The 26802-nt window shown below is 63.1% G+C and carries 32 protein-coding genes; 17 read left to right on the forward strand and 15 right to left on the reverse strand.

The features are described from left to right. The first annotated feature begins 21 nt into the window (after positions 1 to 21). The 3 genes from glk to ACRYLO_RS06930 all read left to right on the forward strand — a co-directional run bounded on the left by glk (position 22) and on the right by ACRYLO_RS06930 (position 3061). Complete coding sequence (gene glk, locus ACRYLO_RS06920; RefSeq protein ID WP_482659485.1) at positions 22 to 993, forward strand: glucokinase; 972 nt, start codon at positions 22 to 24, stop codon at positions 991 to 993. Beyond that, positions 990 to 1610, forward strand: coding sequence for a bifunctional 4-hydroxy-2-oxoglutarate aldolase/2-dehydro-3-deoxy-phosphogluconate aldolase (gene eda / locus ACRYLO_RS06925; RefSeq protein WP_482659486.1), 621 nt, complete (start codon positions 990 to 992; stop codon positions 1608 to 1610). Before glk ends, eda begins: the two co-directional genes overlap by 4 nt. Positions 1611 to 1786: 176 nt before the next feature. Next, on the forward strand, positions 1787 to 3061 hold the full coding sequence (locus ACRYLO_RS06930; RefSeq protein WP_482659487.1) for an MFS transporter: 1275 nt from the start codon (positions 1787 to 1789) through the stop codon (positions 3059 to 3061). Positions 3062 to 3101: 40 nt separating this feature from the next. On the opposite strand, the gene ACRYLO_RS06935 is transcribed toward ACRYLO_RS06930, so the two are convergent. The 8 genes from ACRYLO_RS06935 to fabD all read right to left on the reverse strand — a co-directional run bounded on the left by ACRYLO_RS06935 (position 3102) and on the right by fabD (position 9065). After that, positions 3102 to 3599, reverse strand: a complete 498-nt coding sequence (locus ACRYLO_RS06935; RefSeq protein ID WP_482659488.1) for a GFA family protein — start codon at positions 3597 to 3599, stop codon at positions 3102 to 3104. Beyond that, complete coding sequence (gene mltG, locus ACRYLO_RS06940; protein WP_482659489.1) at positions 3563 to 4531, reverse strand: endolytic transglycosylase MltG; 969 nt, start codon at positions 4529 to 4531, stop codon at positions 3563 to 3565. The genes ACRYLO_RS06935 and mltG overlap by 37 nt, the downstream gene beginning before the upstream one ends. Before the next feature lie 59 nt (positions 4532 to 4590). Next, complete coding sequence (gene fabF, locus ACRYLO_RS06945) at positions 4591 to 5850, reverse strand: beta-ketoacyl-ACP synthase II (protein WP_482659490.1); 1260 nt, start codon at positions 5848 to 5850, stop codon at positions 4591 to 4593. 113 nt (positions 5851 to 5963) lie between these two features. After that, positions 5964 to 6200, reverse strand: coding sequence for an acyl carrier protein (locus tag ACRYLO_RS06950; RefSeq protein ID WP_066575645.1), 237 nt, complete (start codon positions 6198 to 6200; stop codon positions 5964 to 5966). A 104-nt stretch (positions 6201 to 6304) separates the two neighbouring features. After that, the gene (locus ACRYLO_RS06955; protein ID WP_482659491.1) at positions 6305 to 6874 is read right to left on the reverse strand and encodes a hypothetical protein; all 570 of its coding nucleotides are present in this window, start codon (positions 6872 to 6874) and stop codon (positions 6305 to 6307) included. Between the two features lie 31 nt (positions 6875 to 6905). Next, positions 6906 to 7643, reverse strand: a complete 738-nt coding sequence (fabG, locus tag ACRYLO_RS06960; RefSeq protein ID WP_482659492.1) for a 3-oxoacyl-[acyl-carrier-protein] reductase — start codon at positions 7641 to 7643, stop codon at positions 6906 to 6908. Further along, the gene (locus ACRYLO_RS06965) at positions 7643 to 8074 is read right to left on the reverse strand and encodes a GxxExxY protein (protein ID WP_482659493.1); all 432 of its coding nucleotides are present in this window, start codon (positions 8072 to 8074) and stop codon (positions 7643 to 7645) included. Before ACRYLO_RS06965 ends, fabG begins: the two co-directional genes overlap by 1 nt. A 55-nt stretch (positions 8075 to 8129) precedes the next feature. Then, on the reverse strand, positions 8130 to 9065 hold the full coding sequence (gene fabD, locus ACRYLO_RS06970; RefSeq protein WP_482659494.1) for an ACP S-malonyltransferase: 936 nt from the start codon (positions 9063 to 9065) through the stop codon (positions 8130 to 8132). A 187-nt stretch (positions 9066 to 9252) separates the two neighbouring features. Between fabD and ACRYLO_RS06975 the strand changes: the two genes are divergently transcribed. The 7 genes from ACRYLO_RS06975 to ACRYLO_RS07005 all read left to right on the forward strand — a co-directional run bounded on the left by ACRYLO_RS06975 (position 9253) and on the right by ACRYLO_RS07005 (position 12545). Beyond that, complete coding sequence (locus ACRYLO_RS06975; RefSeq protein WP_482659495.1) at positions 9253 to 9636, forward strand: RcnB family protein; 384 nt, start codon at positions 9253 to 9255, stop codon at positions 9634 to 9636. Between the two features lie 179 nt (positions 9637 to 9815). Next, the gene (rpsF, locus tag ACRYLO_RS06980) at positions 9816 to 10193 is read left to right on the forward strand and encodes a 30S ribosomal protein S6 (protein ID WP_257845385.1); all 378 of its coding nucleotides are present in this window, start codon (positions 9816 to 9818) and stop codon (positions 10191 to 10193) included. 3 nt (positions 10194 to 10196) lie between these two features. Further along, positions 10197 to 10421: a 30S ribosomal protein S18 gene (gene rpsR, locus ACRYLO_RS06985; protein ID WP_066575653.1), complete on the forward strand. Its 225-nt coding sequence runs from the start codon at positions 10197 to 10199 to the stop codon at positions 10419 to 10421. Positions 10422 to 10433: 12 nt separating this feature from the next. Further along, positions 10434 to 11024, forward strand: a complete 591-nt coding sequence (rplI, locus tag ACRYLO_RS06990) for a 50S ribosomal protein L9 (protein ID WP_482659496.1) — start codon at positions 10434 to 10436, stop codon at positions 11022 to 11024. A 292-nt stretch (positions 11025 to 11316) separates the two neighbouring features. Continuing rightward, positions 11317 to 11676: a hypothetical protein gene (locus tag ACRYLO_RS06995; RefSeq protein ID WP_482659497.1), complete on the forward strand. Its 360-nt coding sequence runs from the start codon at positions 11317 to 11319 to the stop codon at positions 11674 to 11676. Between the two features lie 82 nt (positions 11677 to 11758). Beyond that, a complete protein-coding gene (locus tag ACRYLO_RS07000; protein WP_482659498.1) occupies positions 11759 to 12034 on the forward strand; it encodes a hypothetical protein in 276 nt (91 codons plus the stop codon). Between the two features lies 1 nt (position 12035). Next, positions 12036 to 12545 (forward strand): hypothetical protein, encoded by a 510-nt coding sequence (locus tag ACRYLO_RS07005; protein WP_482659499.1) that lies wholly within the window; start codon positions 12036 to 12038, stop codon positions 12543 to 12545. A gap of 312 nt (positions 12546 to 12857) precedes the next feature. On the opposite strand, the gene ACRYLO_RS07010 is transcribed toward ACRYLO_RS07005, so the two are convergent. The 5 genes from ACRYLO_RS07010 to ACRYLO_RS07030 form a co-directional block, all read right to left on the reverse strand. Beyond that, positions 12858 to 13154: a hypothetical protein gene (locus tag ACRYLO_RS07010; RefSeq protein ID WP_482659500.1), complete on the reverse strand. Its 297-nt coding sequence runs from the start codon at positions 13152 to 13154 to the stop codon at positions 12858 to 12860. Positions 13155 to 13422: 268 nt separating this feature from the next. Further along, the gene (locus ACRYLO_RS07015) at positions 13423 to 14034 is read right to left on the reverse strand and encodes a hypothetical protein (RefSeq protein ID WP_482659501.1); all 612 of its coding nucleotides are present in this window, start codon (positions 14032 to 14034) and stop codon (positions 13423 to 13425) included. A gap of 6 nt (positions 14035 to 14040) precedes the next feature. Continuing rightward, positions 14041 to 14388 (reverse strand): hypothetical protein, encoded by a 348-nt coding sequence (locus tag ACRYLO_RS07020; protein WP_482659502.1) that lies wholly within the window; start codon positions 14386 to 14388, stop codon positions 14041 to 14043. A 9-nt stretch (positions 14389 to 14397) separates the two neighbouring features. Continuing rightward, on the reverse strand, positions 14398 to 14919 hold the full coding sequence (locus ACRYLO_RS07025; protein ID WP_482659503.1) for a YfbU family protein: 522 nt from the start codon (positions 14917 to 14919) through the stop codon (positions 14398 to 14400). Positions 14920 to 15168: 249 nt separating this feature from the next. Further along, positions 15169 to 15759 carry a recombinase family protein gene (locus tag ACRYLO_RS07030; RefSeq protein ID WP_482659504.1) on the reverse strand — a complete coding sequence of 197 codons (591 nt, stop codon included), beginning with the start codon at positions 15757 to 15759 and terminating at the stop codon, positions 15169 to 15171. A gap of 240 nt (positions 15760 to 15999) precedes the next feature. Here ACRYLO_RS07030 and ACRYLO_RS07035 point away from each other — a divergent pair, with 240 nt between their 5' ends. After that, the gene (locus ACRYLO_RS07035; protein WP_482659505.1) at positions 16000 to 16752 is read left to right on the forward strand and encodes a hypothetical protein; all 753 of its coding nucleotides are present in this window, start codon (positions 16000 to 16002) and stop codon (positions 16750 to 16752) included. 84 nt (positions 16753 to 16836) lie between these two features. Beyond that, positions 16837 to 17382: a hypothetical protein gene (locus ACRYLO_RS07040; RefSeq protein WP_482659506.1), complete on the forward strand. Its 546-nt coding sequence runs from the start codon at positions 16837 to 16839 to the stop codon at positions 17380 to 17382. Here the strand turns inward: ACRYLO_RS07040 and ACRYLO_RS07045 are convergent. Together ACRYLO_RS07045 and mutL are read right to left on the reverse strand one after the other, a co-directional pair. After that, entirely contained in the window at positions 17370 to 19106 is a 1737-nt protein-coding gene (locus ACRYLO_RS07045; RefSeq protein WP_482659507.1) for a recombinase family protein, read from the reverse strand. The two genes, ACRYLO_RS07040 and ACRYLO_RS07045, sit on opposite strands and share 13 nt — an antisense overlap. A gap of 51 nt (positions 19107 to 19157) precedes the next feature. Further along, positions 19158 to 20978, reverse strand: a complete 1821-nt coding sequence (gene mutL, locus ACRYLO_RS07050) for a DNA mismatch repair endonuclease MutL (RefSeq protein ID WP_482659508.1) — start codon at positions 20976 to 20978, stop codon at positions 19158 to 19160. A gap of 144 nt (positions 20979 to 21122) precedes the next feature. Here mutL and ACRYLO_RS07055 point away from each other — a divergent pair, with 144 nt between their 5' ends. From ACRYLO_RS07055 to rodA, 5 genes are read left to right on the forward strand one after another with little or no spacing between them, the layout of a single operon-like run. Then, a complete protein-coding gene (locus ACRYLO_RS07055; RefSeq protein WP_294019635.1) occupies positions 21123 to 22166 on the forward strand; it encodes a rod shape-determining protein in 1044 nt (347 codons plus the stop codon). 13 nt (positions 22167 to 22179) lie between these two features. After that, positions 22180 to 23061, forward strand: a complete 882-nt coding sequence (locus ACRYLO_RS07060) for a rod shape-determining protein MreC (protein WP_482659509.1) — start codon at positions 22180 to 22182, stop codon at positions 23059 to 23061. Then, the gene (gene mreD / locus ACRYLO_RS07065) at positions 23058 to 23570 is read left to right on the forward strand and encodes a rod shape-determining protein MreD (protein WP_482659510.1); all 513 of its coding nucleotides are present in this window, start codon (positions 23058 to 23060) and stop codon (positions 23568 to 23570) included. The genes ACRYLO_RS07060 and mreD overlap by 4 nt, the downstream gene beginning before the upstream one ends. Continuing rightward, the gene (mrdA, locus tag ACRYLO_RS07070; RefSeq protein WP_482661694.1) at positions 23567 to 25633 is read left to right on the forward strand and encodes a penicillin-binding protein 2; all 2067 of its coding nucleotides are present in this window, start codon (positions 23567 to 23569) and stop codon (positions 25631 to 25633) included. Before mreD ends, mrdA begins: the two co-directional genes overlap by 4 nt. Continuing rightward, complete coding sequence (gene rodA, locus ACRYLO_RS07075; RefSeq protein WP_482659511.1) at positions 25630 to 26757, forward strand: rod shape-determining protein RodA; 1128 nt, start codon at positions 25630 to 25632, stop codon at positions 26755 to 26757. Before mrdA ends, rodA begins: the two co-directional genes overlap by 4 nt. Positions 26758 to 26802 lie beyond the last annotated feature (45 nt).

Here is a 26802-nt window from a genome sequence, read left to right on the forward strand (position 1 = left end):
AAAAGAACAGGGAGAAGACGTTTGGAAGTCGTAGCGGTCGATATCGGCGGGACTCATGCCCGCTTCGCCATTGCCGAGGTTGAGAATGGCCGCGTCGTCTCGCTGGGCGAGCCGGTCACGCAAAAGACCGCCGATCATGCCAGCTTCCAGCTTGCCTGGCAGGCATCGGCCCGCGAGTTCGATCGCCCGATGCCCCGCGCCGCCGCAATCGCCATCGCCTCGCCGATCAATGACGAGCTGATCAAGCTGACCAACAACCCCTGGATCATCCGGCCGCGCCTGATCCACGAACGGCTCGACGTCGACAGCTACAGCCTGATCAACGATTTCGGCGCGGTCGGCCATGCCGTCGCCCAGCTGCCCGATGAACATTTTGTCCATCTGTGCGGCCCGGTGACAGCGTTGCCGGACAAGGGATCGATCACCGTCTGTGGCCCCGGCACCGGCCTTGGCGTCGCGCAGGTCTTCCGTCCCGCGAGCGGCGGTTACCATGTCATCGCGACGGAAGGGGGGCATATGGACTTCGCCCCGCTCGACAGCATTGAGGACGGCTATGTCCGTCGCCTGCGCTCAACCTATACCCGCGTTTCAGCGGAGCGGATCGTGTCCGGCCCGGGCATCGTCCCGATCTATGAGACGCTGGCGCAGATTGAGGGCAAGGCGGTGCACAGCCTGTCCGACAAGGAAATCTGGACGTTGGCACTGGAGGGCAAGGACAGCCTTGCCGTCGCTGCGCTTGACCGTTTCTGCCTCAGCCTCGGCGCGGTCGCCGGCGATCTCGCGCTCGCGCACGGCCCGACCGGCGTCGTCATCGCAGGCGGTCTCGGCTTCCGGCTCAAGGATCACCTGCTCGGCTCTGGATTTGCACAGCGTTTCGTCGCAAAGGGGCGCTTCCAGGGATTGATGTCTTCGATCCCCGTCAAGCTGATCACCCACCCCCAGCCCGGCCTCTACGGCGCGGCGGCGGCCTATGCGCAGGAGCATACGCAATGAGCCCAGTTGCGAACATCGAAACCATCATGCGGACCAGCGCGGTCATCCCCGTCCTCGTCATCGACGACGCGGCGACCGCCCGCCCGCTGGCCGAGGCGCTGGTCGCCGGCGGCCTCAAGGTGCTCGAAGTGACGATGCGCACCCCCGCCGCACTCGACGCCATCCGCGAGATGAAGCAGGTCGAGGGCGCGATCGTCGGCGCGGGCACCGTCGTCAACACTGACCAGTTCGCGCAGGTGATGAACGCTGGCGCCGAATTCATCGTCTCTCCCGGCCTGACCGAGCGTCTTGGGAGCGTCATCGTCGAAAGCGGAGTTCCGTTCCTGCCCGGGGTCGCCAATGCCGGCGACATCATGCGCGGCTATGACCTCGGCCTGCGCCACTTCAAATTCTTCCCGGCCGAAACCAGTGGCGGGCTGAAAGCGCTCAAGGCGCTCGCCGCCCCCTTCTACGAAGCGAAATTTTGCCCCACCGGCGGCATCACCCCGGCGACCGCCCCCGACTGGCTCGGCTTCAACCCCGTCTTGTGCGTCGGCGGCAGCTGGGTGACCCCCAAGGGCGCGAGCATGGCCGAAGTCGAAGCGCTCGCGCGTGAGGCGGCGGGGATGCGGGGATGAGGAGCCTTTTAAGTTAGTCGGCACCGGCCCGCTCCCCACCCGGCCACCAACGACAGTGTATTCTATGGGTGGCCGGGTGGGGGAGCGGGCCGGTGCCGGTTCAGCGAAGCTGAACACAAACTAAAGCAGCGCTGGCACGGCGGCAAACGTCGGCCAGCATATAGGAGGGGGACAGCATGGACGATGCGGTTTCGCCGCAGGCGACGCTTGCCAAGATCAGCCGGCGGCTGATGCCGTTGCTCTGCACCATGTACCTCCTCGCTTACATCGACCGGCAGAACGTTTCCTACGCCAAGCTCGAAATGGTCGACGCGCTCGGCATGTCAGAAGCCGCTTACGGCCTCGGTGCCAGCCTGTTCTTCCTCGGCTATTTCCTGTTCGAGGCACCCGCGAACATGATCCTCGCCCGTGTCGGCGCGCGGGTGTGGTTCACCCGGATCATGCTCACCTGGGGCCTCATCACCATCGCGCTCGGCTACACCCAGAGCCCGACGATGTTCTACGTCCTGCGCTTCCTGCTCGGCGTCGCGGAGGCAGGCTTCTTCCCCGGCGTGCTCTACCTCCTCACCCTCTGGTACCCCCAGGCGCATCGCGCGCGGATGGTCGGCCTGTTCATGATCGCCAGCGCGTTCGCCAACGCGGTTGGATCTCTGATCGGGGGCGCACTGCTCGAACTGGACGGGTTGGCAGGCCTCGCCGGGTGGCAATGGGTGTTCGTCGCCACCGGCCTGCCCCCGGTGCTGCTCGCCCCGGTGGTGCTATGGAAGCTGCCCAGCACGCCGGGGGAAGCGAAATGGCTGAGCGCTGGCGAGAAGAAATGGCTCGCCGACACCTTGACCGCCGAGACCCCGGCAGGCGACCCGGGCTCGGCGTGGCGCGCGCTGACCGATCCGCGCGTGCTGCTGCTCTCGCTGCTATATTTCGCGATGCCGCTCGGCGCCTATGGCCTCAGCTACTGGCTCCCGACCATCGTCAAGAGCTTCGGCGCGTCGAACATCCAGAATGGCATCATCAACGTGATCCCATGGATCCTCGTCGCGGTCGCGCTCTGGGCTGTCCCCCGCCATGCGGCGAAGCACGGCACCAGCCGCTGGCACGTCGCCGGCCCGATGCTCGTCGCCGCCACCTTCTTCCTCGCCAGCGTCATCCTGCCCGGCGCAGCGATCAAATTCGCCTGCCTGTGCATCGCCGCCGCCGCAATCTTCTCCGCCCAGCCGGTGTTCTGGAGCATCCCCCAGGGCCTGCTGCGCGGCGCCCACGCCGCCGCCGGCCTCGCGGTGATCAACTCGGTCGGCAATCTCGGCGGCTTCGCCGCGCAGAACGCGGTCCCGATGGTACGCGACTATACCGACAGCACGCTCGCGCCGATGGCGATGCTGGCGGGGGTATTGGCAGTCGGAGGGCTGGCGTTCCTGATCGTGCTGCCACGACTTGGGATCGAACGTCGCTAACTGGTTCGATCAGATCCCGTTGAATCCCGCTGCGCGGGGCTCACCCGCGCCCGAACTTAGCAATTTTGCGCCAGATGATCCGCGGCAGCCATTCGAGGATCATGCTGGCCTCGGTCCGCTTCACGCTGTAGGCGACAAAGCTGTACCACGGCGGCTTCCGATCAATGAAGATTTCGCGGGCGACGTACAGGCCGGCGGCATCGAACAGGCCCGCTGAAACCGCAAGTTCCGGCCCGTCTTTAGGGCGATGGAAGATATGCGCGCCACAGACGCTGCAAAAGCCCCGTTCCGCAAATGCGGTCGCTGCATAGACTCGCAGCGCTTTCCCTTCGATGCGCCCCCCGGGAACCTGCAGCGCCATCCACGGCCCGCTGGTCCACCGCCGACACATCCGGCAATGGCATACGCCCACATCGTCGCGCGCCGGATCGACAGTCACCGTAACGCCCCCGCACAGACACCGCCCGATCAGGGCAGGCGCAGGGGCTGTCTCGGCCATCGCTACATTTCCCCCCGCGCGCGCCGCAGCGCATACCATTTCTGGACGTTCGCGTTATGCTGCTCCAGCGTGTCGGCAAAGATGTGCCCGCCGGTGCCATCCGCGACGAAATACAGCGCGTTGGTCGTCTCAGGGTCCAGCACTGCGTCGATGCTCGCGCGGCCCGGATTGGCGATCGGCCCCTCGGGCAGGCCCGCCATCGCATAGGTGTTATACCCGTTCTTCGCCTGCAGTTCGGAGCGCAGGATGCGGCGGCCGAGCGGCTTGCCCTTGGTCACCGGGTAGATCACCGTCGGGTCGGCCTGCAGCGGCATTCCGCGCTTCAGCCGGTTGGAGTAAACCCCCGCGACCATCCGCCGCTCTTCAGACTTCCCGGTTTCCTTCTCGACGATCGAGGCGAGGATCAGCGCCTCTTGCGGCGTGCTGACCGCGATATTCGGCTTGCGGCGCTCCCACGCCTCGGCAAGATACTTGTCCATCGCGCTCTGCATGCGGTCCAGCACCTGCTGCCGCGTGTCGCCCCGATTATAGGCATAGCTGTCGGGCAGAATGCTGCCCTCGATCGGCACTTCGACCTCGCCCTGCAACTGCTCGGCCGCCATCAGCCGCTCATGGACCAGGATCGATGGCATCCCTTCCGGGATCATCACGAAGCGCTGGAGCGTGCGCCCGCCCTGCAGCATCTTGAGCAGGTCGGACTGGCTGATCTTCGCCGGCACGCGATATTCGCCCGCCTGGATCGGCGTATCATCGCCGAACACCCGCGCCATCCACAGGAACAGGTCGGCGTCGCGGATCGCACCCTGCTTTTCCAGCTCGCGCGCGGCAGTGGTCAGGGTCGACCCTTGCGCAACCATCAAGGTCGTGTTTTGAGCGCCCGATCCGGGTCCACCCCATAGCTGCGCCGCCCAGAAGGCAGCACCAACCAGCGCAAGGATCAGGAGAACGCCGAAACAGCCGAACTTGCGCAACGCCAATCTCCGTCTCTCAAAATCTCCCCTCCCGCAAGCGGGAGGGGAACGAAGAAGGCTTAAACCGCCTTCATCACCAGCGACGCGTTGGTGCCACCAAAGCCGAACGAGTTGTTCAGCACCGCGCGCACCTTGCGCTCCTTGGCTTTGTGCGGGACCAGGTCGACGCCGGCGCAATTCTCGCTGGGGTCGTCCAGGTTCAGCGTGGGCGGCACGATGCCGTCGCGCATCGCGAGGATGCAGAAAATGCTCTCCACCGCGCCCGCGCCGCCCAGCAAATGGCCGATCGCGGACTTGGTCGAGCTCATCGACAGGTCGCCGATCGCGTCGCCAAACAGGCGGCGCACACCGCCCAGCTCAAGCTCGTCGCCCAGCGGGGTCGAGGTGCCGTGCGCGTTGATGTAATCGATGTCCGACAGCGCCAGGCCCGACTTCTTCATCGCCATCTGCATCGAGCGGAACGCGCCCGACCCTTCGGGATGCGGCGCGGTCACGTGATAGGCGTCGCCCGACAGGCCATAGCCGATGACTTCGGCATAAATTTTCGCGCCGCGCGCCTTTGCCCGCTCATATTCCTCGAGCACGACGACGCCTGCGCCCTCGCCCATGACGAAGCCGTCGCGACCCTGATCCCACGGACGGCTCGCCCGCCACGGCTCGTCGCGGAAGCCGGTCGACAGCGCGCGCGCCTGACCGAAACCGGCAATACCGATCGGACAGATCGTGCTTTCCGCACCGCCCGCCAGCATGACATCGGCATCGTCCATCGCGATCATCCGCGCAGCATCGCCGATCGAATGCGCGCCAGTCGAACAGGCGGTAACGACCGCATGGTTCGGCCCCATCAGGCCATATTTGATCGACACCTGTCCCGAGATCAGGTTGATCAGGCGGCCATGGACGAAGTGCGGCGACACCCGCTTCGGCCCCTTTTCGGCAAGCACCAGCGATTCGCTTTCGATGCCCGGCAGGCCACCGATACCCGACCCGATTGAACAGCCCGCGCGGAACCGCTCTTCCTCGCTCATATCGAGCAGGCCGGCATCCTCGATCGCCTGCCCGGCGGCGTCGATGCCATAGACGATGAACGGATCGACCTGACGCTGGATCTTGTGATCGACGCGCTTGCCCGGGTCGAAGCCATATTCATGGTCGGCGGGCTTTACCTCGCAGGCATAGTTGCTGTGGAAATCGGTCGCGTCGAACCGCGTGATCGTCCCCGCGCCGGACTTGGCGGCAAGAATGTTCTTCCAGCTGGTTTCGACATCCCCGCCCAGCGGGGTGACAAGGCCGAGGCCGGTGACGACGACGCGGCGCATAGTTACTCTCCGGTGTTGATCGCTACAAAACAAAACGGCTCCCCACCCCTTTCCGGGACCGGGAGCCGTTCGTCAAATCCTGCCCGATTGGGCGGCCATCCGGGAAACCCGAATTAGCCCTGATTCTCGTCGATATAGGTGATCGCGTCCTTGACGGTCGTGATCTTCTCGGCGGCATCGTCGGGGATTTCGACACCGAATTCTTCCTCGAACGCCATCACCAGCTCGACGATGTCGAGGCTGTCCGCGCCCAGGTCGTCGATGAAGCTCGCGTCTTCGGTGACCTTCTCAGCTTCGACGCCGAGATGCTCGACGACGATCTTCTTCACGCGATCGGCGGTCTCGCTCATGTACCCTGTTCCTTCTTGATGAGGTCGTTGAAACTCGAATCCTGAACGCACGTAGAACGCCGCCCGCGCCCGCGCAAGGGGGGGCGGACGGCGTTCCCGCAGGTTCAGCGTGCCCGAAATGCGGCTTCGGCTTCGCCCATGATCGAAACGCCAGCCAATCCCTGCAGAATCAGTCCCGCCAGCGGGCCGCGTTGGTCGGCGGGTACTGCGTCGATCTTGGCCCCGCCGGCCACCAGCGCATTCCACGCGATCGTCATGTCGGAACTCGCGATCGATCCGCGCGCAACATTCTGCTTCGCCTCTGCCGACAGAGCGGCATGCGCCGCTTCGATCTGCGCCGTTGTCACTTCATGGCTGCGCAGTTGATAACGCGCGTTCGACAGCAGCACCCGACCGATCAGATGGCGATAGGCCGCCTGGCGGCTGCGCTCGCCCCAGCCGTTGCTCGCTTGGCACGCGGCGAGTCGTTCCCCCACCATTTGCGAGGCCCGCTTTTCCGCAGCAGTCTTTGGCTCGAACCCCGACCGTGCGAGGTTGGCCAGCGCGTCACGATCGATCGTGCGCGGCAGCGTGCGGTACGGACATGCGATCGGCGTCTGGTCGCGCGGCCGACGCGCTTCTTCTTCCTGCACGCCACCTGCAAACAGGGCGGCGCTGATCAACAATAGCGACATGCTTACTTCCCTTCCCCCGTGATTGCGGCGCTTACAGCATCGCCATCCCGCCATTCACATGCAGTGTCTGGCCAGTGACATATCCAGCTTCCTTCGACGCGAGATAGACGACCGCCGCGCCAATATCTTCGCCGCTGCCCAGATCGCCGGCAGGGATCTTGGTGAGCAAAGCGGTCTTCTGCGCCTCGGGCAGCACATCGGTCATTGCCGAGCGGATGAAGCCCGGTGCGACGCAGTTCACGGTGATGTTGCGGCTCGCCAGTTCCTGCGCCAGCGCCTTCGACATGCCGACCAGCCCTGCCTTTGATGCGGCATAATTGGCCTGTCCCGGATTGCCGGTCGCGCCTACGACCGAGGTGATCGAGATCATCCGGCCATAGCGCGCCTTCATCATCGGCTTGGCTGCAGCACGCATCAGGCGGAACGCGGCCTCAAGGTTGACGCGGATCACCTGATCCCATTCCTCGTCCTTCATCCGCATGGCGAGATTGTCGCGCGTGACGCCGGCATTGTTGACGAGGATATCCAGCTTGCCGAGCGCCTCGACCGCTTGCGGCACCAGCGCGTCGACGGCCGCGGCGTCGGACAGGTTGCAGGGGATCGCCACATGATCCCCGCCCAACTCAGCACGAAACGCCTCCAGCTTCTCGGCATTGGACCCCGAAACCGCCAACCGCGCCCCCTGCGCAGCCAGTGCCTTGGCGATCGCAGACCCGATCCCACCCGAAGCGCCGGTCACCAGCGCGGTCATGCCTGTAAGGTCGAACATTATTCTGATCCTCGATTTTTGTTCACGCAGAGGCGCGGAGACGCGGAGGGGCGATAGTCGTTGACGATCCGTCGCAGTCCCTCCTTGAGCGTCTCCCCGCCGAAGTTGATCAGCAGCCCTACGGGCTGATTAGTAAGTCTCAAATATGTGAGTAGCTGCTTGCCATGAACGGGCGCCAGCCGTTCGACGGACTTCACTTCGACGAGAAGGCGTTCATCGACAAGAATATCGATGCGAAACGCGGCGGGAAAATGGATACCGTCGAACTGGACATCGATCGCGCGCTGACGCGCGATCAAATACCCCATTTGCTCCAGCCGCGCCGCGAGCAGCATCTCGTAGACGCTCTCCAGCAATCCCGGACCAAGCTCCCGGTGCAATCGCAGGGCAACGTCAACGACGTCCCCGGAAATTGCCTCAAGCTCCTTCATTCCTCCGCGTCTCCGCGCCTCCGCGTGAATCAAAACGTCTTGAGCTTCTACCGCATCAAAGCGCCTTCTCCAGCGCTTCGATATCGTCCATCGTCATCACACTGGTCACCGTCGCATCCGGCGCGATCCGTTTGACCATTGCGCCCAGTACCTTGCCGCCCAGCTCGACATACTCATGCACGCCTGCCTCGAACATCGCCGCAACCGATTCGCGCCAGCGCACCATTCCGGTCACCTGCTCGACCAGCAAAGCGCGGATCGTGTCCGGATCGCTGACCTGTGCGGCAGTCACATTGGCATAAACCGGCACCAGCGGCGCGCGGATCGCGACATCCGCCAGCGCCGCAGCCATGGCATCGGCGGCGGGCTGCATCATCGGGCAATGAAATGGTGCGGAGACGGGCAGCAGCACCGCACGCTTGGCGCCGTGATCCTTGGCGATCGCGACCGCGCGGTCGATCGCGCCCTTGGCACCCGAAATAACGACCTGCGAGGGATCATTGTCATTGGCGACGGTGCACACCTCACCCTCGGCCGCCGCATCGGCGATCGCCTGCGCCTTGACCAGATCGGCACCCAGCAGCGCGGCCATCGCGCCCTCGCCCACCGGCACCGCCGCCTGCATCGCCTGCCCGCGCAGCTTGAGCAGTTTGGCAGTGGTCGACAAATCCAGCGCACCCGCCGCGCACAAGGCGGTATATTCGCCCAGCGAGTGGCCAGCGACGAAATCCGCCTTGTCGGCCAGGCGAACACCGCCTTCCTTCTCCAGCACCCGCAGCACCGCGATGGCGTGCGCCATGATCGCCGGCTGAGCATTTTCGGTGAGCAACAGGTCGCCCTCGGGGCCTTCGGTCATCAGCTTGAACAGCTTCTGCCCGAGCGCCTCGTCCACTTCCTGAAACACTTCGCGCGCCACCGCGCTGGCCTGGCTCAACGCCAGCCCCATGCCGACGGATTGGCTTCCCTGCCCCGGAAAGATGAAGGCTCGCATAGTCTGGGCTCCTCGAAATCAGGCCCGCCGCCCTATGCGCGTCGGCCCGATCCCGCAAGATGAACGAAGCTGAACGGGTTGCGACACAAGGCGACCATTTTGCAGGGCTCCCGCGAAACCCCTGCGACACGCGCGTCCCAAATTGCACTTGTCGCCCGATACCGGGCTTGAACGCAGGAGACACATGATGAAGAAGTTTGTTCTCGCCGCCGTTGCCGCATCGGTCGCGGTCAGCCCGATCCTCGCCGCCGCGCCCGCCGCTGCAGCCCCCGCACAGCAGACCCGCACGGTCGTCAAGCACAAGCCGAACGGCAATGTCGTGGTCCGCCAGAAGACGGTGAAGAAGGCGACCCCGCAGCGCTATCGCAAGTGGCAGCGCGGCCAGCGGTTCGACCACCGCTACGCCCAGAATTACCGCCAGATCGACTATCGCCAGTATAACCGCCAGTATCGCGGCCATCTGAACGCCCCGCCGCGCGGCTATCGCTACGTCCAGTCGGGCAACGATATCGTGCTGGTGAGCATCGCCAGCGGCATCATCGGCGCCATCTTCGGCAACATGATCCGCTAAGGTTCCTCCAGGCGGCGGGGTGCTCATCACCTCGCCGCTTGCCTTTTGAGAAACGCGCGCGTAAGGGCGCATCGTTGAGCGGCGGCTTCGGCTAGCCGCTTTTCGTATTTTGGAACGACAGCCGGAGGGGCGACCGCATGGGGCGGCGTCAGCGATCGGCCAACAGTGAGAAGAAACGCATGGCTCTGTACGAGCATGTGTTCCTTGCGCGCCAGGATCTGGCACAGGCGCAAGTGGACGCACTGGCGGAAACCGCCACCAAGATCGTCGAGGATAATCAGGGCAAGGTCGTCAAGACCGAGACCTGGGGTCTTCGTTCGCTCGCCTACAAGATCGCGAAGAACCGCAAGGCGCATTACGTGATGCTCGAAATCGACGCCCCTGCCGGTGTCGTTGCCGAGCTCGAGCGCCAGACGCAGATCAACGAAGACGTGATCCGCTACATGACCGTCCGCGTGGACGAGCTGGAGCAGGGTCCGACCGTGATGATGCGCAAGGGTGACCGCGAGCGCCGCGGCCGTCGCGACCGCGATGGTGACGAAGGCCGGGGAGAATAAGACATGGCACGACCCTTTTTCCGCCGCCGCAAGAGCTGCCCCTTCTCCGCGAAGGACGCGCCCCGGATCGACTATAAGGACGTCCGCCTGCTGCAGGGCTTCGTTTCGGAGCGTGGCAAGATCGTCCCCTCGCGCATCACCTCGGTGAGCGCGAAGAAGCAGCGCGAGCTGGCGATCGCCATCAAGCGTGCGCGCCACCTGGGCCTTCTGCCCTTCATCGTGAAGTAAGGAGCGCAGCTCATGGAAATCATTCTGCTCGAGCGCGTGGAAAAGCTCGGCCATATCGGCGACGTGGTGAAGGTAAAGGACGGCTTTGCCCGTAACTACCTGCTCCCGAACAAGAAGGCGCTGCGCGCCAACGAAGCCAACCGCAAGGTGTTCGAGGCGAATCGCGAGCGCATCGTCGCCGAGAACGCCGCCAAGCGCACCGAAGCCGAGAAGGAATCGAAGGGCCTTGAGGGCGTTTCGGTCACCCTGATCCGCCAGGCGTCGAACACCGGCCAGCTTTATGGTTCGGTCGCGGTGCGCGACATCGTCGATTCGCTCAACGCCGATGGCCACAAGGTCAACAAGGCGCAGGTCGTCCTCGACAAGCCGATCAAGGCGATCGGCCTGTACGAAGTGCGCGTCGCGCTCCACGCCGAGGTTGCGGTGACCGTCAAGGTCAACGTCGCCCGCTCGCCGGAAGAGGCCGAGATGCAGGCACAGGGCGTCAACGTGATGGAGGCGATGTTCGAAAAGGACGAAGCCGGCTTCACCGAGGATTACGACCCCAACGCCGAACCCGGCGAAATCGCCGTCGAGGCGACCGAGGAGCAGGCCGAGGGCTAACCCCCTTGCCACTTCCGGCTCAGACAAAGAGAAGGCCGCCCGGTGACACGACCGGGCGGCCTCTTTTTTTCGCTTGGGAGCGAAACCTTTGGGTTACGGCGCGACGACCATCGCGCCCAGCACCGCAACCAGCGGAATGGCGGCCAAGGCCACCGACATCAACTTACCCATTTCTTTTCTACCTGAAGCGTCGTTCAGGGTTAACAATGCGTAGTCGCGGGGAAGGTTGCATCGGTCGGAACCTGACCGGATCATTCATTGAGTTTGGTTTTGCACCACGCATAATGCGCACATGCACCCATTTCCCGATCTACCGCAGCTCCAGTTTCTCATCGGGAGCGATCTGGAACAAATCTGTCTCGGGATTTGGCAGATCGACCTGTCATTCAGCAAGGGCGCGATTAGCGTTCAAGGCGACCTGGAGCATCTCGCTCAAAATGGCAGCGTTCGGCGGCACAACACGGACGAAGATCGCCTTGTGCCTATCTGCCTCCACCATCTGCTGGGTCAGAAGGTGCGCACAGTCGAGCGTGCACCGTTCCTGCTAACCCTGGGGTTTGAAGGCGGAGACACGATCCGCATCTTCAGTGAGGATGGCCCGTATGAAAGCGGCCACCTCTACAACGAAGCCGGAATCATGACGGTCTTTTAGATCTGACGACGCATCACTTCCGCCCGAACAGCTTCTCGATGTCACTGTGTGCCAGCTTCACCCAAGAGGAAGCATTAGCGAAGTGGAGTCTGATACGCTGGCCCACGACCAACTAAATAGGATTATGAGATACCGCGAGATTGTCGAGGCAACCACCGCCGACAAGGCCCAAAAAGTCGCACAGAAACGCGCCACAGCGCGCCAAAAGTTCGCCGACGTAGAGCGTAAGGAATCGGGCGCCGTGCAGGTGTATAAGGGCCAGCTTCGCAAAGCGAACGACACTCAGCACGACGCACAGGCGGCGATGCTCGACATGACGCAATGGAATATCGCGGCGACGGCCACAGGGGTGGTATAAGATGGACATGCCATCAAACCTGCCCGTCACCACTGACACGATCAGCCAGCGCCGCTGGAAGACCGACATGATCGACTGGCTTCACCACTTCGGCTTCACGCATGCGATCACGCTGTCATGGAACAGGTCGGTTGGGATACCTCGCGCTCGCACCGATCTCTCCAACCTTTTGCGTCGTTGCGACCGCGCGCTCATCGGGCCCTACTTCCATAAGACACCGAGCACGGAGCGAACACAGGCGGTCTTTGCATTCGAAGGGGTGAAGCACGGTCACTGCCATGTTCACTCGCTCTGGCGCGCGCCACGCCGCAAATGGTTCGAGATGGGCAAGCTGTTCGGCGTGGAGCGCGGCGGCGTATGGAACGAGATCGTGGAGAGCGGGTCATGCGCCGTCGATGCGATACAGAATGGGCGAAACGACGAGTTCTTCAGCTACATTCTGAAGGAGCAGCATCGCTTCTCCGACGAAAACCTTCTGGTCTGGGCGGACGAGTTCCACCCTGCCCGCTGACCCGACCTCCGCCACCCGTTTGTTGCGACCAGCAGCGGGAGTCATGAAGTCGTATTGCTATCGCACGCCGCGCGGGAGGAGTGATCCAGCCGCAAAGCGAAGCTTTGTCCAAGCTCCTCCGAGACTCATAATCGTCTATGTCCTAACCAAAATTCTCCTGAAGAACCTTTCGAAGCCCGGAAAGGTAAGATAGGCCGGGATTTGGAACTTTCTCTTCTTGAGGCTTCGGCTCTTCACCACACCCGAAGTTGAACCCAGCGCGCGTTCTGCGGCGGGACTTCGCCAACCTCTCAAAACGTGTTTTTCGAACACTTAGAAACGACGGCTATCCGGGGAGGTCTTCACACAAGGTCCGGTGAACAGAAAGGTCATGGTAACGCCACTCCCAACGGTTCGCACCGTTTCGGATATGGTTCCGGCAACGCGGTCGAAGGTGGTAACGGTGTTGATCGTCGTCCCGCTCTCGCTAACAGAGGATGCTCTGCTGACAATCTGGGCATCAGTATAAACTAACTCGCAGCGCGTAGACCGGCAGACCGGCTGACGCGCCCCGTCAATAAGCGTCTCGATGCTCTTGGCGCGATCATTCAAATAGTAGTAGCGGCTCACCGGGGCCGGAGGGTCAATCTTAATCGGAAGTGAAGTTTCGACTCGCCCCGTGATATCGCAGCGAATGAACGTTTCGTTGCGGGTTGGCGAAGGCGTTTGCGCCAATAGAACCGACAACAATAATGCGCTTTGCCCGATTGACATAAGAGACGGCTTTCCTTCGCTGATTATGACCATCTATACGCCGGCGAGCGCCCCTAACAACATCGTGGCGCGAGGCGGTTCATTCTACCTCGAACGCCCAACCGGGGCGGTAAAACTTCGCCGATCAGCTTCCTTGGGACGGCATGAACCTCTGCCACCAATCGCTGACTCGCGCAGCGAGGAAATCCGCATTGTTTTCGAGCGGCTTGATGTTCATGCGGACGCCTTCCATCGGCACAACCGCGTTATTCGCCTCGAACTGCTCAGGATCGAGACCTGATCGCCGCGCGCCCTCCTTGGCGTTCTTTGTGAAGGTCACGAGAACGTCCTTGGTTGGATGGCGGCGCGCAGCCCAATGAGCGAACATATGCCGGAGGAAAGCGAACTTCTCGAACATCGTGATGGCAGTTTTCAGAGCGCTTCGCTCGTCATCGCTGAGCGGCAATACCGCAGACCGTTCGAGCAGCTTAGGAAGAACCTCAGTGTCTCGCAGCGTCTTGTTGAGCGGCGTTGGCTCCTTCCCCTCGAAATGATCGATAATCTCAAGCGCTCGACGCGCGTTTAGATCGACGTATGCGAACGTTTGAACGATTAGGCCGATGACCGCACAGTCGTTGACGGTAAGGGGGAGCAGGTCGCGTAACGCTTCCTCCCCCCTCGCGTCGAGGTCAGCTTGGACGGCCTCGATTTCCCGCTTCAACTCGTCAGGCGTCCGATTGCCAGATTTTGCGGCCATGGCTCATTATCCCCGCTTGAGCTTCGCCACCTGCTCTTGAAGCGCCCACAGGCGGTCGAAGTTCAGGCGCGCGTTGAGATCGACAATCGCCTTCGCGATCTCGCTCGCCTCGTCATCGGTCAGCTTCTCGCAGGTTGTCGCGACGTAACCCTTATGCTCGTCCGATTTGTCAGCCGTCAGGCGCGCGTTGATTGCCATGAACTCGCCCTCATGCTCAGGGTCCGTGAAGCCATGGCCGATGAGCGTATGCATGGCCGTCCAAGCGTATTCGAGGCGCTTTTGGATAGGCGCTGCGCTCGATGCCAGCACGGAGACTGCGTTACCGAGTTTCTCGCGTTCGTAAGCTTCTGCCATCTCGATTCCTCAGTCGTTTTCGCAAATATCTCGGAGCGCCTCGAACGAGAGCGGCGCAGCCTGACCGGCTTGGACGTAGCCGTAGAACTTCTCATACATCGCCTGATATCGCGGCAGCGACATTTGCGAATGACTGTTCAGGTTGACGCCTTTGCGACTGTCAGCGAACTCGCCAAGCTCCTGTATCATGGTTCGGGCAACTCTGTAATGGTCATCGTTGTTGCCGTCGAAGCCGCGCCACTGATTGTAGTGCCAACCGGCTGCTTCCGCCGCTTCGTCACCTGTCAGCTTCGCAATCGAGCTTTCGATAATGCTGAACATCCAAAGGATATCCCCGGTCTCCTTGACCACATCGTCAGAAGGAGCCTCGCTACCAAAAATCCCGCTATACTTGAGGCGCAGCGCCCATCCATCGTTGTCGATGACGAGGGTTTTGATGAGCGCGGGATCGAGTTCCCCCTTCATCTTGAGCGCTTGCATTAGGTCAGCCAGCATCACCGCGATGAGGCGCTCTCCGTCAGTCAGTTTCATTGCTAACTCCCTGTTAAGCGCCATAAGTTGGAAGCGAGGTCTTGTTATTCAAGCGAAATGACGATTTTGGTCCATTTTGGACAAGGCGTATCGCCAATCAGCCCCGCAGCCTTCGCAGCAGCGCCGCATATTCGCGCTGACTCTGAGGTCCGAACTTAGGGGAGTTCAGCTTTCCGAAGACCGGCCCAACCGCGATGGGACGACGTTTGCTGCGACTGTAATGCAGAAGTCAGCAAAGCGTCGAACGCTCTACGCTGCCGTTGTCACAAGTGCACAATACCGTTTGACGGTCGGCTCCGAGATGTTGAACTGCCGAGCGGTCGCGCTGATGCTGGCGGAGTTGGCCCGCCGCCACGCGACCACCTCATCGCTCGACGCGGCCTTCGGACGTCCCAGCGATGCCTTGCCTCGATGCGTTTTGCCGGTGATGCGCAACGCCTCGCGTGCTGCGGCACGACCGCTGTTACACCGCTCCTTGATCCGCTGGCGCTCCATGTCGGCCACCTGCGCCAGCACGGCGAGGATCAGTTCACCCGCGCCGCGCCCGATCTGGCCCAGTCCGCGCACCTCGACCACCACCCCCTTGTCCAGCAGCGCACGCACGGTCGATTGAACATCAAGAGCGTCGCGGCCCAGCCGGTCAACGGCGTAGACGCAGACCACATCGCCGTCACGGACGAAGCCGAGCAGTTGAGCGAAGCCCGGTCGATCCGCCGCCAGCACCGCACCCGATACGCCCTCGTCGATGAACTCTCTTGCGAACCCGCCGCCAAGGGCCGCGCGCTGCGCCTCAACGGACTGGTCCGCGGTTGACGAACGATAGTAGGCGATGCGGTTCATGTGATACCCCGAGACAGATCATAAGATATAGCTCATTTATGATACAGGATCAGATACCCATCAAGGTATCTTTTGATCTATATGAACGACGTCGATTGAGGGCGGCTCTAAAGCTACAAGTTTCGAGCTATGCGGTTTTGGGGTAGTAAGCGATTTTCAAACCGCCAATCTGGTGAGCCCTATGGAGGGGCCGACTTTAGATAGATTGGCACTTCAAGAGTCCTCTGGCACCTTATCGGCATGAAGACCGATATAGACCGGATGCTTTCCGCCACGAGCATTTGGATGAGAAAGCTCGACGATGTCCCGGGCTGGCAGGAATGGAACCGCCTGAAGTTACAAAAGACGCTTGCTGTAGACGATCCGTGGCCGGGTGATGAGAAGATCGAGCTAAATCATTTCCCCCTCCCCGATCCCATCGACCGGGAGCACGCTGTGGTGATGTCCTACTATGGCTTGGTAACGTCGCTATCGAGCCTCCGCGACTGCGAATACTATTTCCGCCGCTATCCCTTCCGGGGCTTGCCGGTCAGTCACCACGATCATCTCCGCTACACGTGCGAGATGTATTTCGGACGCTTTTACGAGTTTAGCGAACGAATGAAGGTCGCGTCCGATGCCGTGCAAGCCGCCCTACCGGATACTAAACTGCCATTCGGCGACCTGATCAAACACTTCGGAAAGCGGTTCAAACCGGAGTTAAAGGAACGGAACTCCATCCACCACAATGACCGCTTCGAGGATATCCGTCTCGACAACATCGGTATCATCTTCACGGCGGCAATGGGCAAGGATGAGCGTCCGCATCTGAAGCGCCGGATGCGTAACTCATATCGCGAAGCTACCCGTGAGTGGGCTGAGCGCGTGCGTCGGCGCAGCAAGCATGTGGAAGAATATCTGGAGGCAGTCGCAACGATTATGCTCGACCACTGCGCCTTCCTTGGCGATCTGGCACCCCCAGCCAGCGAAGTGGCCTCTGAAGTTGCAGAATAGCCCGGTGCCCCGCGAGGAAGCCGTGCAGACCTGTGCAATCCTGATTGGAGCACGGTAATACAGGTTCGGAAAGGATCGCCGCCTATGTCCCGCCCCGCTGCGCTCACCGAAGCTCACTATCAGGTCTTTGGAGTAATCACTACACTCTACGCGAGGGCAGAAGAGAGCTTTCGCACCGCTCTGGCAATGCTCCTACAGACATCCGTCGAGGCTGTCGCGCTGCTGAGCGCTCCTTACACTACCGCCCAACTCCGGAACGTTCTCAAGTCAGCCGCCAAGGCTACGTTGGTCGAGGGACCAGCGCTCGATAAGCTGGTGCGCTTGATAGGCGATCACGGCACGGTAGCAACGCTCCGCAATCATATTGCTCATGCGCAATGGGAAGAGGGGTCGGAGCCGCTATCGATCCGCCCGGTCTTCGGTGACGTGAGGCAAGGCCGATTTCAGATGTTCGGCTCGGGCGGAAAGATTATCGAATACACCACCGACGAACTGACACGCATCCACAATCTCGCCATCGACATAAACGCCAAGCTGTATGATTTCCTGATCAGTGAAGAGTTCGAGCAAGCGCTTGTAGGCAAGCGCTCGCTCCACGATCTACGATTTTGGATGGATCAGCCCGAATGAGCTTTCGCTGACTTTTCCAAGCGCTGGATGATCTGAGTCTTGACCGGGCTGAAGGGCTCGCCACCCCGGCGCGGAAGCGGAATGACGCCTGAGCGGATTGCATTCAGCATATCGTTGATCGGCTCGATTTTCTTGCCAGCGATACGGAAGGCCACCAGCCCGCCGTCGAACACCACCGTCACCGAACGATCCGCGTCCAACTTGATGGAGTGAATGACGTTGCGCAGCGCTTGGCGGACCTTCCGCCGCAGCGCCACGCGCTCCTGAAGATCATCATGATACATGTTGGCGCGGATATCGGCCACGCGAGCAAGATGCTCTTGGCTGCTCACCTTACCTTTGGCATCCTCGCGTTGCTGGCGCAGCGCCGCCACCTTCGTGGTCAATTCGGCTGCGGCATCTTCGGCTTCATCCATCATCTTCTCGCGAAGTTCGCTTGGGCGCTTCGCCCATGCCTCTGCCATATTGCGCGCGGTGGTAAGCGCCACGTCGAGTTCCCGCTCTATCTCCGCGATGGTGATGTTCAGCCGTCCGACTTCATCCTTCCGCGCCCACGCGGTGTCATCCATTGCCAGATGGAGGCACGCACCGAGCAAGGCGCTTTCGAACGTGAGATACGCAAGATAGTTGTCATTCGGGCAAGCCGAGCCTTTCATGATGCCGGTAGGGCACACCAGCGAGCCGTTGTCGCGATGATAGGTGTAGCTCTTCCCCGCCCTCGTCGTAATCACCGAGCCCGCTGACCGACCCTTGCGATATTCGAGATTAGCGCCGCAGCACCTGCATTTCGCCAAGCCCCCCACAAGATTGCTGATCTTCTCATCACGGCGCTGATTGCTATTTTTGCGCACGGTAGCGTTGCGATTGATCCGCTCGAACACATCGGCGGCAACCACAGCGGGGAAATGGCCAAGCCACGGTTCGCCGTTCTCTTTTCCGTCGCGAGTCGGTTGAAACTCGCCAACCGCCACCCGGCTGCGCAGCACCTTGTCGATGACGGTGCGACTCCAGACACCGCGATGTCCCTTCCGGGTGCTCCACGTCTTCACGCCTTCGGCGGTCAGCCGCTTGGCGATTTGCCAAGCCCCCATCCCCTCCGCGTCGGCGAGACGAAAGATGTAACGCGCGGTTTCTGCATGGAGGGCATGGAGGCGCATTTTGCGCGTCTTCTTATCGACGATGATCCACGGCATGACGTTGCTGGTGACGGCGAGCTTCAGGTTCCGGCACCGTTCGTGCCTGACATCATACGAAGCCCGGAGCCTATCCGCCTTCTTCGCCTGTTCTTCGTGAGCGACTTCGATCTTCAGGAGAGCCTTTATGCCCTGATCCAATCGTTTCGGAACGCCGGCCTGATAGACCTCCTTGTCGTCTGCAGTCGCGATTGTGACGCCGTGCCGCGACAGCGTTCGCATAAGGTCGCTTGCATCATCGCTATTTTCGCGAGTGAGACGGTCGAGTTTTGAGAGAATCAGAAGTGAGCCGTGGTGCAATCCCGCGATCACATCTCGCTCGTAAGCGTGGAAGACGCCGCCTTCAGCGCGGTGTTTCGCATGGAAGCCGCTCTTGCCGCCTTCGACAAGCTCAACGTCAATCACGACGCCAAGATGCTTCGCCAGCACTTCGCAATCGAGGCGCTGTCCATCGAGCCCCGTGCCTTTGACCTGCTCCGTGCTCGAAACGCGAAGGTAGGATGTGACGTGAGTGTATGCGGGCGTGATCATTATGCTGCTTCCGTATCGCACCCCGGAAGCAGCCCGCATTATTCAAATGAGCTACCGCCCGAAGAGCTTCTTCAGCGATAATGCGTCAAGTTTCACCCAGGTCGGGCGGCCGTGGTTGCACTGGCCCGAGTGCGGCGTGACCTCCATCTCGCGGAGCAGCGCGTTCATCTCGGCGACCGACAGCACCCGCCCTGCACGCACCGATCCGTGGCACGCCATCGTCGCGGCGACATGGTCGAGCTTTTCCTTGAGGCTCAGCGCAGAATCGAATGCCGCCAGTTCATCGGCGATATCAGTGACCAGCCCGATCACATCGCCCTTGCCCAGCAGCGCTGGGGTCGCGCGGACCAGCATCGCGCGTGGGCCGAAGCGTTCCAGCTCCAGCCCGAACTCCGCCAGCTCGCCCGCCCGCGCCTCGAGCCGGTCGCAGGCCGGTTCGTCGAGTTCGACCACCTCGGGCAGCAGCAACGCCTGGCTGGCCACCCCTCCACTGCTCACCGCACGACGCATGCGTTCAAGGACAAGGCGTTCGTGCGCGGCGTGCTGGTCGACCAGCACCAGCCCGTCCTCTGCCTCAGCGACGATATAAGTGCGCGCCACCTGCCCCCGCGCGACGCCGAGCGGGTAGCTGATCGCCGCAGGCACCGGCTCGGCGGCGAGTTCTGCGCGGGCTTGCGGGGGGGCGATGAACGAGGGGCGGCGGTCCTGAACACTACCCGTCGCCCCCGCGAAAGCGGGGGCCCAGCTCCTTTGCGCGTCAAGCAGTGAGGCGGGTGCGGGAGATGGGCCCCCGCGTTGGCTGACGCCGCCCTCCGGGTCGCGGGGGTGACGGTCGATATCCGAAGTCCATAACCCCATCACCGCCGCATCGGGCCGTTGCACGCTGCGATGCCCTGCCCCGTCGAGCGCACGGCGCAGCCCGCTGACGATCAGTCCGCGCGCCAGCTGTGGATCGCGGAACCGCACCTCGGTCTTGGCCGGATGGACGTTCACATCGACCTGATCGGGCGGCACGTCCAAAAACAGCGCCACCACCGGATGCCGGTCGCGCGCCAGCATCTCGGCATAGGCGCCGCGCACCGCGCCGGTCAGCAGGCGATCCTTCACCGGGCGCCCGTTGACGAACAGATATTGGTGATCCGCCACGCCGCGGTTGAACGTCGGCAACCCCGCGACCCCGCCGAGCACGATCCCCTCGCGCTCGAAATCGATCCCGACGCTGTTCGCCGCCAGATCGCGGTCGGTCAGCGCCGCGACGCGCGCGATCCGGTCCATGCCTTCCTGAACGCTCAGCACCCGCCGCCCATCATGCTCGACCGAAAAGCCGATCTCGGGCCGCGCCATCGCCAGCCGCTTCACCACGTCGAGGCAGGCAGCATATTCCGAGCGGGTCGAGCGCAGGAACTTGCGCCGCGCCGGTACCTTTTCGAACAACCCCTCGACCCGCACCCGCGTGCCGGGGGGCAAAGCCGCCGGCCCCTCCGCCGCCAATGCACCATTATCCACCGTGCGCGCCCAGCCATCGCTTCCGCGCGGGCGGCTCTCGACAGTGAAGCGCGACACGCTGGCGATCGACGGCAGCGCCTCGCCGCGAAAGCCCAAGGTCGTGACGGCATCGATTGCGTCGTCGGGCAGTTTCGACGTCGCGTGCCGCTCCAGCGCCAGCGCCATTTCGGCCGGCGTCATCCCGCATCCGTCGTCGGTAACCTCGATCAACTCGATCCCGCCGCCGCCCAGCCGGACGGCGATCCGGGTCGCGCCCGAATCGACAGCGTTTTCCACCAGTTCCTTGAGCGCGCTGGCAGGGCGTTCTACCACCTCACCCGCTGCAATCCGGTTGACAAGATGCTCCGGCAAGCGGCGTATTGACATGCAGGATCGTGTAGCCCAAGCGACGGCATCCTGCGAGCAGTAACCGCCAGATTTCCCAACCCGGAGCTGACCTGCTCCGGACGGGTCAATACTAACTCAAATGCGTATCGCGCCGCCCGTCAAGCGCGAAGGACGGAACAATAAATGGCGTTTTTTTCCCGCTTTTTCAAATTCATGTCCCATGACCTTGCGATCGATCTGGGGACCGCGAATACGGTCGTCTATCTGCGCGGGCGCGGTGTCGTGCTGAACGAGCCGTCGGTCGTGGCGGTCGAAACGTTGAACGGCATCAAGCGGGTCAAGGCGGTCGGCGACGACGCCAAGCTGATGATGGGCAAAACGCCCGGCACGATCGAGGCGATTCGCCCGCTGCGCGACGGCGTGATCGCCGATATCGACGTGGCCGAGCAGATGATTTCGCACTTCATCCGCAAGGTCACCGGACAGCGCAAGTTCATGCGCTGGCCTCAGATCGTGATCTGCGTCCCCTCCGGCTCGACCAGCGTCGAGCGCCGCGCGATCCGCGACGCCGCGCAAAATGCCGGCGCGTCGCAGGTGTGGCTGATCGAGGAGCCCATGGCCGCCGCGATCGGCGCCGATATGCCGGTGACCGAACCGATCGGGTCGATGGTCGTCGATATCGGCGGCGGCACCACCGAAGTCGCGGTCCTGTCGCTGCGCGGCCTCGCCTATTCGACCTCGGTCCGCGTCGGCGGCGACAAGATGGACGAGGCGATCGTCTCTTATGTCCGCCGCAACCATAACCTGCTGATCGGTGAAGCCACGGCCGAGCGGATCAAGCAGGAGGTCGGCGTCGCCAAGCCGCCGGCAGACGGCATCGGTCTGACGATCCACATCAAGGGCCGTGACCTGGTCAATGGCGTTCCCAAGGAAATCCAGATCAACCAGGGCCAGATTGCCGAAGCGCTGAGCGAGCCGGTCGGCACGATCGTCGAAGGCGTGCGCATCGCGCTGGAAAATACGGCCCCCGAACTGGCCGCCGACATTGTCGATCAGGGCATCGTGCTGACCGGGGGCGGCGCGCTGCTCGAGGGGATCGACGAAGTGCTTCGCGATGAGACGGGTTTGCCCGTTACCGTCGCTGAAGATCCGCTCACCTGTGTGGCGCTGGGCACTGGACGTGCGCTAGAAGATCCGGTGTTTCGTGGTGTTCTGATTCAGGTCTGAGGAAGCGGGGGGTATGGCGCCGCCACATAACCGGCGCCCCGGATTTTCGCGGCGGGCGCAATATGGACTGTTCATCGGTTATGTGGTCGCGGTCGGCGGTGCGCTGATCGCGGTTGCCTTGCTGTTGCTGTCGACCCTCAACCCGCCGGCCTATGCCGTGGTTCGCGGCGCGTTTTCGGAACTGGTCACACCGATCGCCTCCGGCGCGGATTGGACGCGGCGCGGGATTTCCGGCGCGCCCTCCTGGGTCGGCAGCTTCTGGGGCGTGCGGGAGGAAAACGCCCGGCTGAAGGCAGAGCTTGAGGCGAACAAGACGCTGATCGAACATGCCCGCGTCGTCACGCGCGACAACCGCCGCTTACGCGCGCTGCTCAAGCTGCGCGACCGCGTCGCCGACCCGGTGGTCGCGGCACGTATCGTCTATGCCAGCGGGTCGAGCACGCGGCGCTTCGCCACGCTCAACGCCGGCAGCTGGCAGGGCGTCCGCGCGGGCCAGCCCGTCCGCGGCCCCGACGGGCTGATCGGCCGGGTGGTCGAGGTGAGCCCCAACACCGCGCGCATCCTGCTGGTCCTCGATCCCGAAAGCGTCGTCCCGGTACGCCGCATCCGCGACGGACTTCCCGCCATCGCCGCAGGGCGCGGTGACGGTCTGCTCGAAATCCGCTCGGCCAGCGCGGCACAGGTGCTGTTCGAGCCCGGGGACGCCTTTGTCACATCGGGCACTGGCGGTCTGTTTCCACCCAACATCGCGGTTGCGGTGACGCTCGAACGCGCGCGCGACACGGCCAAGGCGCGACCGACGGCGAGCCCCGACATGCTCGACTATGCGCTGGTTCAGCGCGCCTTCTTCCCCGAGGCCGCCGATGTTTCGGCACCGGACAAGGCACCGCGGTGACCGGAACGCGCTTTGCGGGCCTCGGCCAGCCCAATATGTCACAGCGCGCGCGCTGGCTTGCCCCGCTGTCGATCGTCCTGGCCTCGCTGATCACGCTGATCCCGTTCAAGGCGACAGTTCCATTGCTACCGCCCTTCGGGCTGATGATGTTGCTGGCGTGGCGGCTGCATCGGCCGGATCTGCTCAAGCCCTGGGCACCGCTGCTGCTCGGCTTTGTCGATGACATGGTCAGCGGCCAACCGCTCGGCAATGCGATGTTCTTTTGGACCGTCTCGTTCATCGCGATCGACGTGCTCGACACGCGGATCGTGTGGCGGGATTTTCTTCAGGACTGGCTGCTGGCGGCCGGCGCGATCGGCTTTTGCCTGATCGGCGGGCGACTGGTCGCCACGCCGCTTGATGCCCATGTCGATACGGTGTTGCTGATCCAGATCCTGATTTCGATCGCGCTGTTCCCGGTGCTGTCGCGCCTTGTCTCCCGCCTCGATCAGCGCCGGAAATGGCAATGAAGGGCCCCGTCCGCATGATCAGCGAGGGGCAACAGAACTACAGCTTTTCGCGTCGCGCGATGCTGCTCGGGGGCATTCAGGCGGGTCTTGGGCTCGTGCTCGCCGGGCGGATGACCTGGCTGTCGGTCTATGAAAATGACAAATATAAGCTGCTGTCGGAGAGCAACCGCGTCAATCTGACGCTCACGCCGCCGCGGCGCGGGTGGATCGTCGACCGGCGCGGCGTGCCGATCGCCAATAATCGCACCGATTTTCGCGTCGACATCATCCCCGACCGGCTCGAAAACAAGGGGCAGGTGCTGACTGCGCTGCAGCAGATCCTGCGCCTGACCGCCGAAGACATTTCGCGGATCGAGGATGACCTCAAGGGCGCGGCGGGGTTTCAGCCAGTTCAGGTGGCGGAGAATCTCGACTGGGAACGCTATGCCGCGGTCAGCGTGCGCCTGCCCGAACTTCCCGGTGTTGCCCCCACGCGCGGCTTTGCGCGCAATTATCCCGCCGGCGCGGCGGTCGGGCATCTGATCGGCTATGTCGGCACCGCGTCGGCCGAGCAGTTCAAGGAGACCAAAGACCCGCTGCTGCTGACCCCCGGCTTCAAGCTCGGCAAGGACGGGCTGGAAAAGATGCTGGAGAGCAACTTGCGCGGCGCGCCCGGTGCCAAGCGGTCGGAAGTGACGGCGCGGGGCAAGCTGGTCCGCGAGCTCGAAACCCGCCCCGATACGCCGGGCAAGACCGTCCGGCTAACGATCGACGCGGGGCTTCAGGAATATACCGCGCGCCGGTTGGGCAATGAATCCGGCTCGGTCACGGTGTTCGATCTCACCAATGGCGACATCCTCGCGATGGTGTCGATGCCATCTTACGATCCCAATGCCTTTTCGGACGGGATCAGCCGCACCGAGTGGAAGATGCTGTCCGACGACGACCATCTGCCGCTGATGAACAAGACGCTGCAGGGCCTGTATCCGCCCGGATCGACGTTCAAGCCCGCGACCGCACTCGCAATCCTGGGCGCTGGGATCGATCCCAAGCGCGTCGTTTTTTGCAATGGCGGCTATCAGCTCGGCAATCGCCGCTTCGGGTGCCTCGGCCGCCATGGGCCGATGACGATGCACACCGCGATCGCGCGCAGCTGCAACACCTATTTCTATACATTGGGGCGCGAGGTCGGGATCGATCCGATCGCGGCTGCGGCCCGCAAGCTGGGCTTTGGCGCGGAGTTCGACCTGCCCCTCCCTTCGCAGCGCTACGGCACCGTCCCCGATACGGCGTGGAAGATGCGCCGATACAAACAGGAATGGACCCAGGCCGACACGCTCAACGCGTCGATTGGCCAGGGCTATGTGCTGGTCAGCCCGTTCCAGCTCGCAGTCGCCACCGCGCGCCTTGCGTCTAGCCGCGCGCTGCTGCCCCAGCTGATCATCGACCAGCCCAAGCCGCCGCTGCGGCTCGATTTTCCGGAAGAACATCTCGCCATCGTCCGCGCGGGAATGGACGAAGTGGTCAATGGTGCCGGCACCGCGGTCGCGTCGCGGCTGCCGCTCGACGGCATTCGCATGGGCGGCAAGACCGGCACGGCGCAGGTCCGCCGCATCATGGACCGCAATCGCGGCCAGGGCGGCGAGTGGAAATATCGCGACCATGGCCTGTTCATCTGCTTCGCCCCGGTGGACAATCCGCGCTATGCCGCGTCGGTGGTGATCGAACATGGCATGGGTGGCGCTCGCGCGGCTGCACCGGTGGCCAAGGACGTGCTGACATGGCTGTTCGACCGACAAAAGGCGATCGACACGCTGGCGGTGCTCGAGGCGGGCTGGGGCGGCGACATTCGCACGCGCATGGCGGCGAAGGAAGCGGCGTTCCGGGCGGCACAGGGGCTCCCCCCGCGTGCCGATCGGGCGCCGGTTGCGGTACCCAATCCGGCCGCGTCCCCCACCCCGGCGGCAACACCGGTCGCGGCGCCCGCATCGACGGCGGCCCCTGCGCCCGCCCCCGCCCCGTCCGCTACCCCGCCCCCTGCTCCAGGCGCGAGCGCGACCCCAACCGCCGAGGCGCCGCAATGACCACCATCGGATCCGGCTTCGTCCCAGCTCCGGTGCTGCGCCTTCCCTGGGGCGCGCTGCTGCTGGTCACCGCCATCGGTCTGTTCGGAACGGCCATGCTCTATTCCGCAGCTGGCGGGAGCATGACCCCATGGGCGCTTAGCCACGGCATCCGCTTCTCGACCTTCCTCGCCGTTGCGCTCGCCATGTCGCGCGTGCCGGTCGACTGGTATCGCCAGCTCGCGTTCCCGATCTATGGCATCTGCATCGTTCTGATCATCCTGACCGAACTGATCGGCCATGTGGCGGGCGGCGCGCAGAGCTGGCTTGACCTTGGCTTCATGCGCCTGCAGCCATCGGAGCTGACCAAGCTGGCGCTCGTGCTGGCGCTGGCGCGCTTTTACGAAATGCTGCCCGCAGGGGAAACGCGCAAGTTTGGCGCGATCTGGCCGGCGGTGGTCATCACCATGATCCCGGCCGCGCTGGTGCTGATCCAGCCCGACCTTGGCACCGCAATGATGATCGTTGCCGGCGGCGGCGCGATGATGTTCCTCGCCGGCGTGCCGCTGCGCCTGTTCATCGCAGGGGGCATGGCGGCGGCCGTCGCGATCCCGCTGATGATCAACTATGGCATGCAGGAATATCAGCAAAAGCGCGTGCTGATCTTCCTCAACCCCGAACAGGATCCGCTGGGCGCAGGCTATCACATCACCCAGTCGAAGATCGCGATCGGATCGGGCGGCCTGTTCGGCAAGGGGTTCGGCAACGGTACGCAGGTGCATCTGAACTATCTGCCCGAGGGGCATACCGATTTCGTGTTCGCGCTGATCGCCGAGGAGCTGGGGCTGGTCGGCGGGGTCGCACTGATCGCCGCCTTCGTTGCCCTGTGCCTGTGGGCGATCGGCGTTGCCACGCGCGCCAGCAGCAAGTTCGAACGGCTCACCGCTGCCGCGATCTCCGCCACCATTTTCTTCTACGTCGCAATCAATCTGCTGATGGTGATGGGCATGGCACCGGTGACCGGCATCCCGCTCCCGCTGGTCAGCCATGGCGGGTCGTCGATGATGACCGTGATGCTGGCGATCGGCATCCTGTTCGCGATCGACCGCCAGAGCCGCCAAAGCGCCAGAACCGCGCACTGGTAACCGCAATTTTCGCAAAAAGCCTGTTGCATTCTGCAAAGGCCCCCG

This window comes from Sphingomonas sp. SDUR79, from assembly GCF_056821745.1.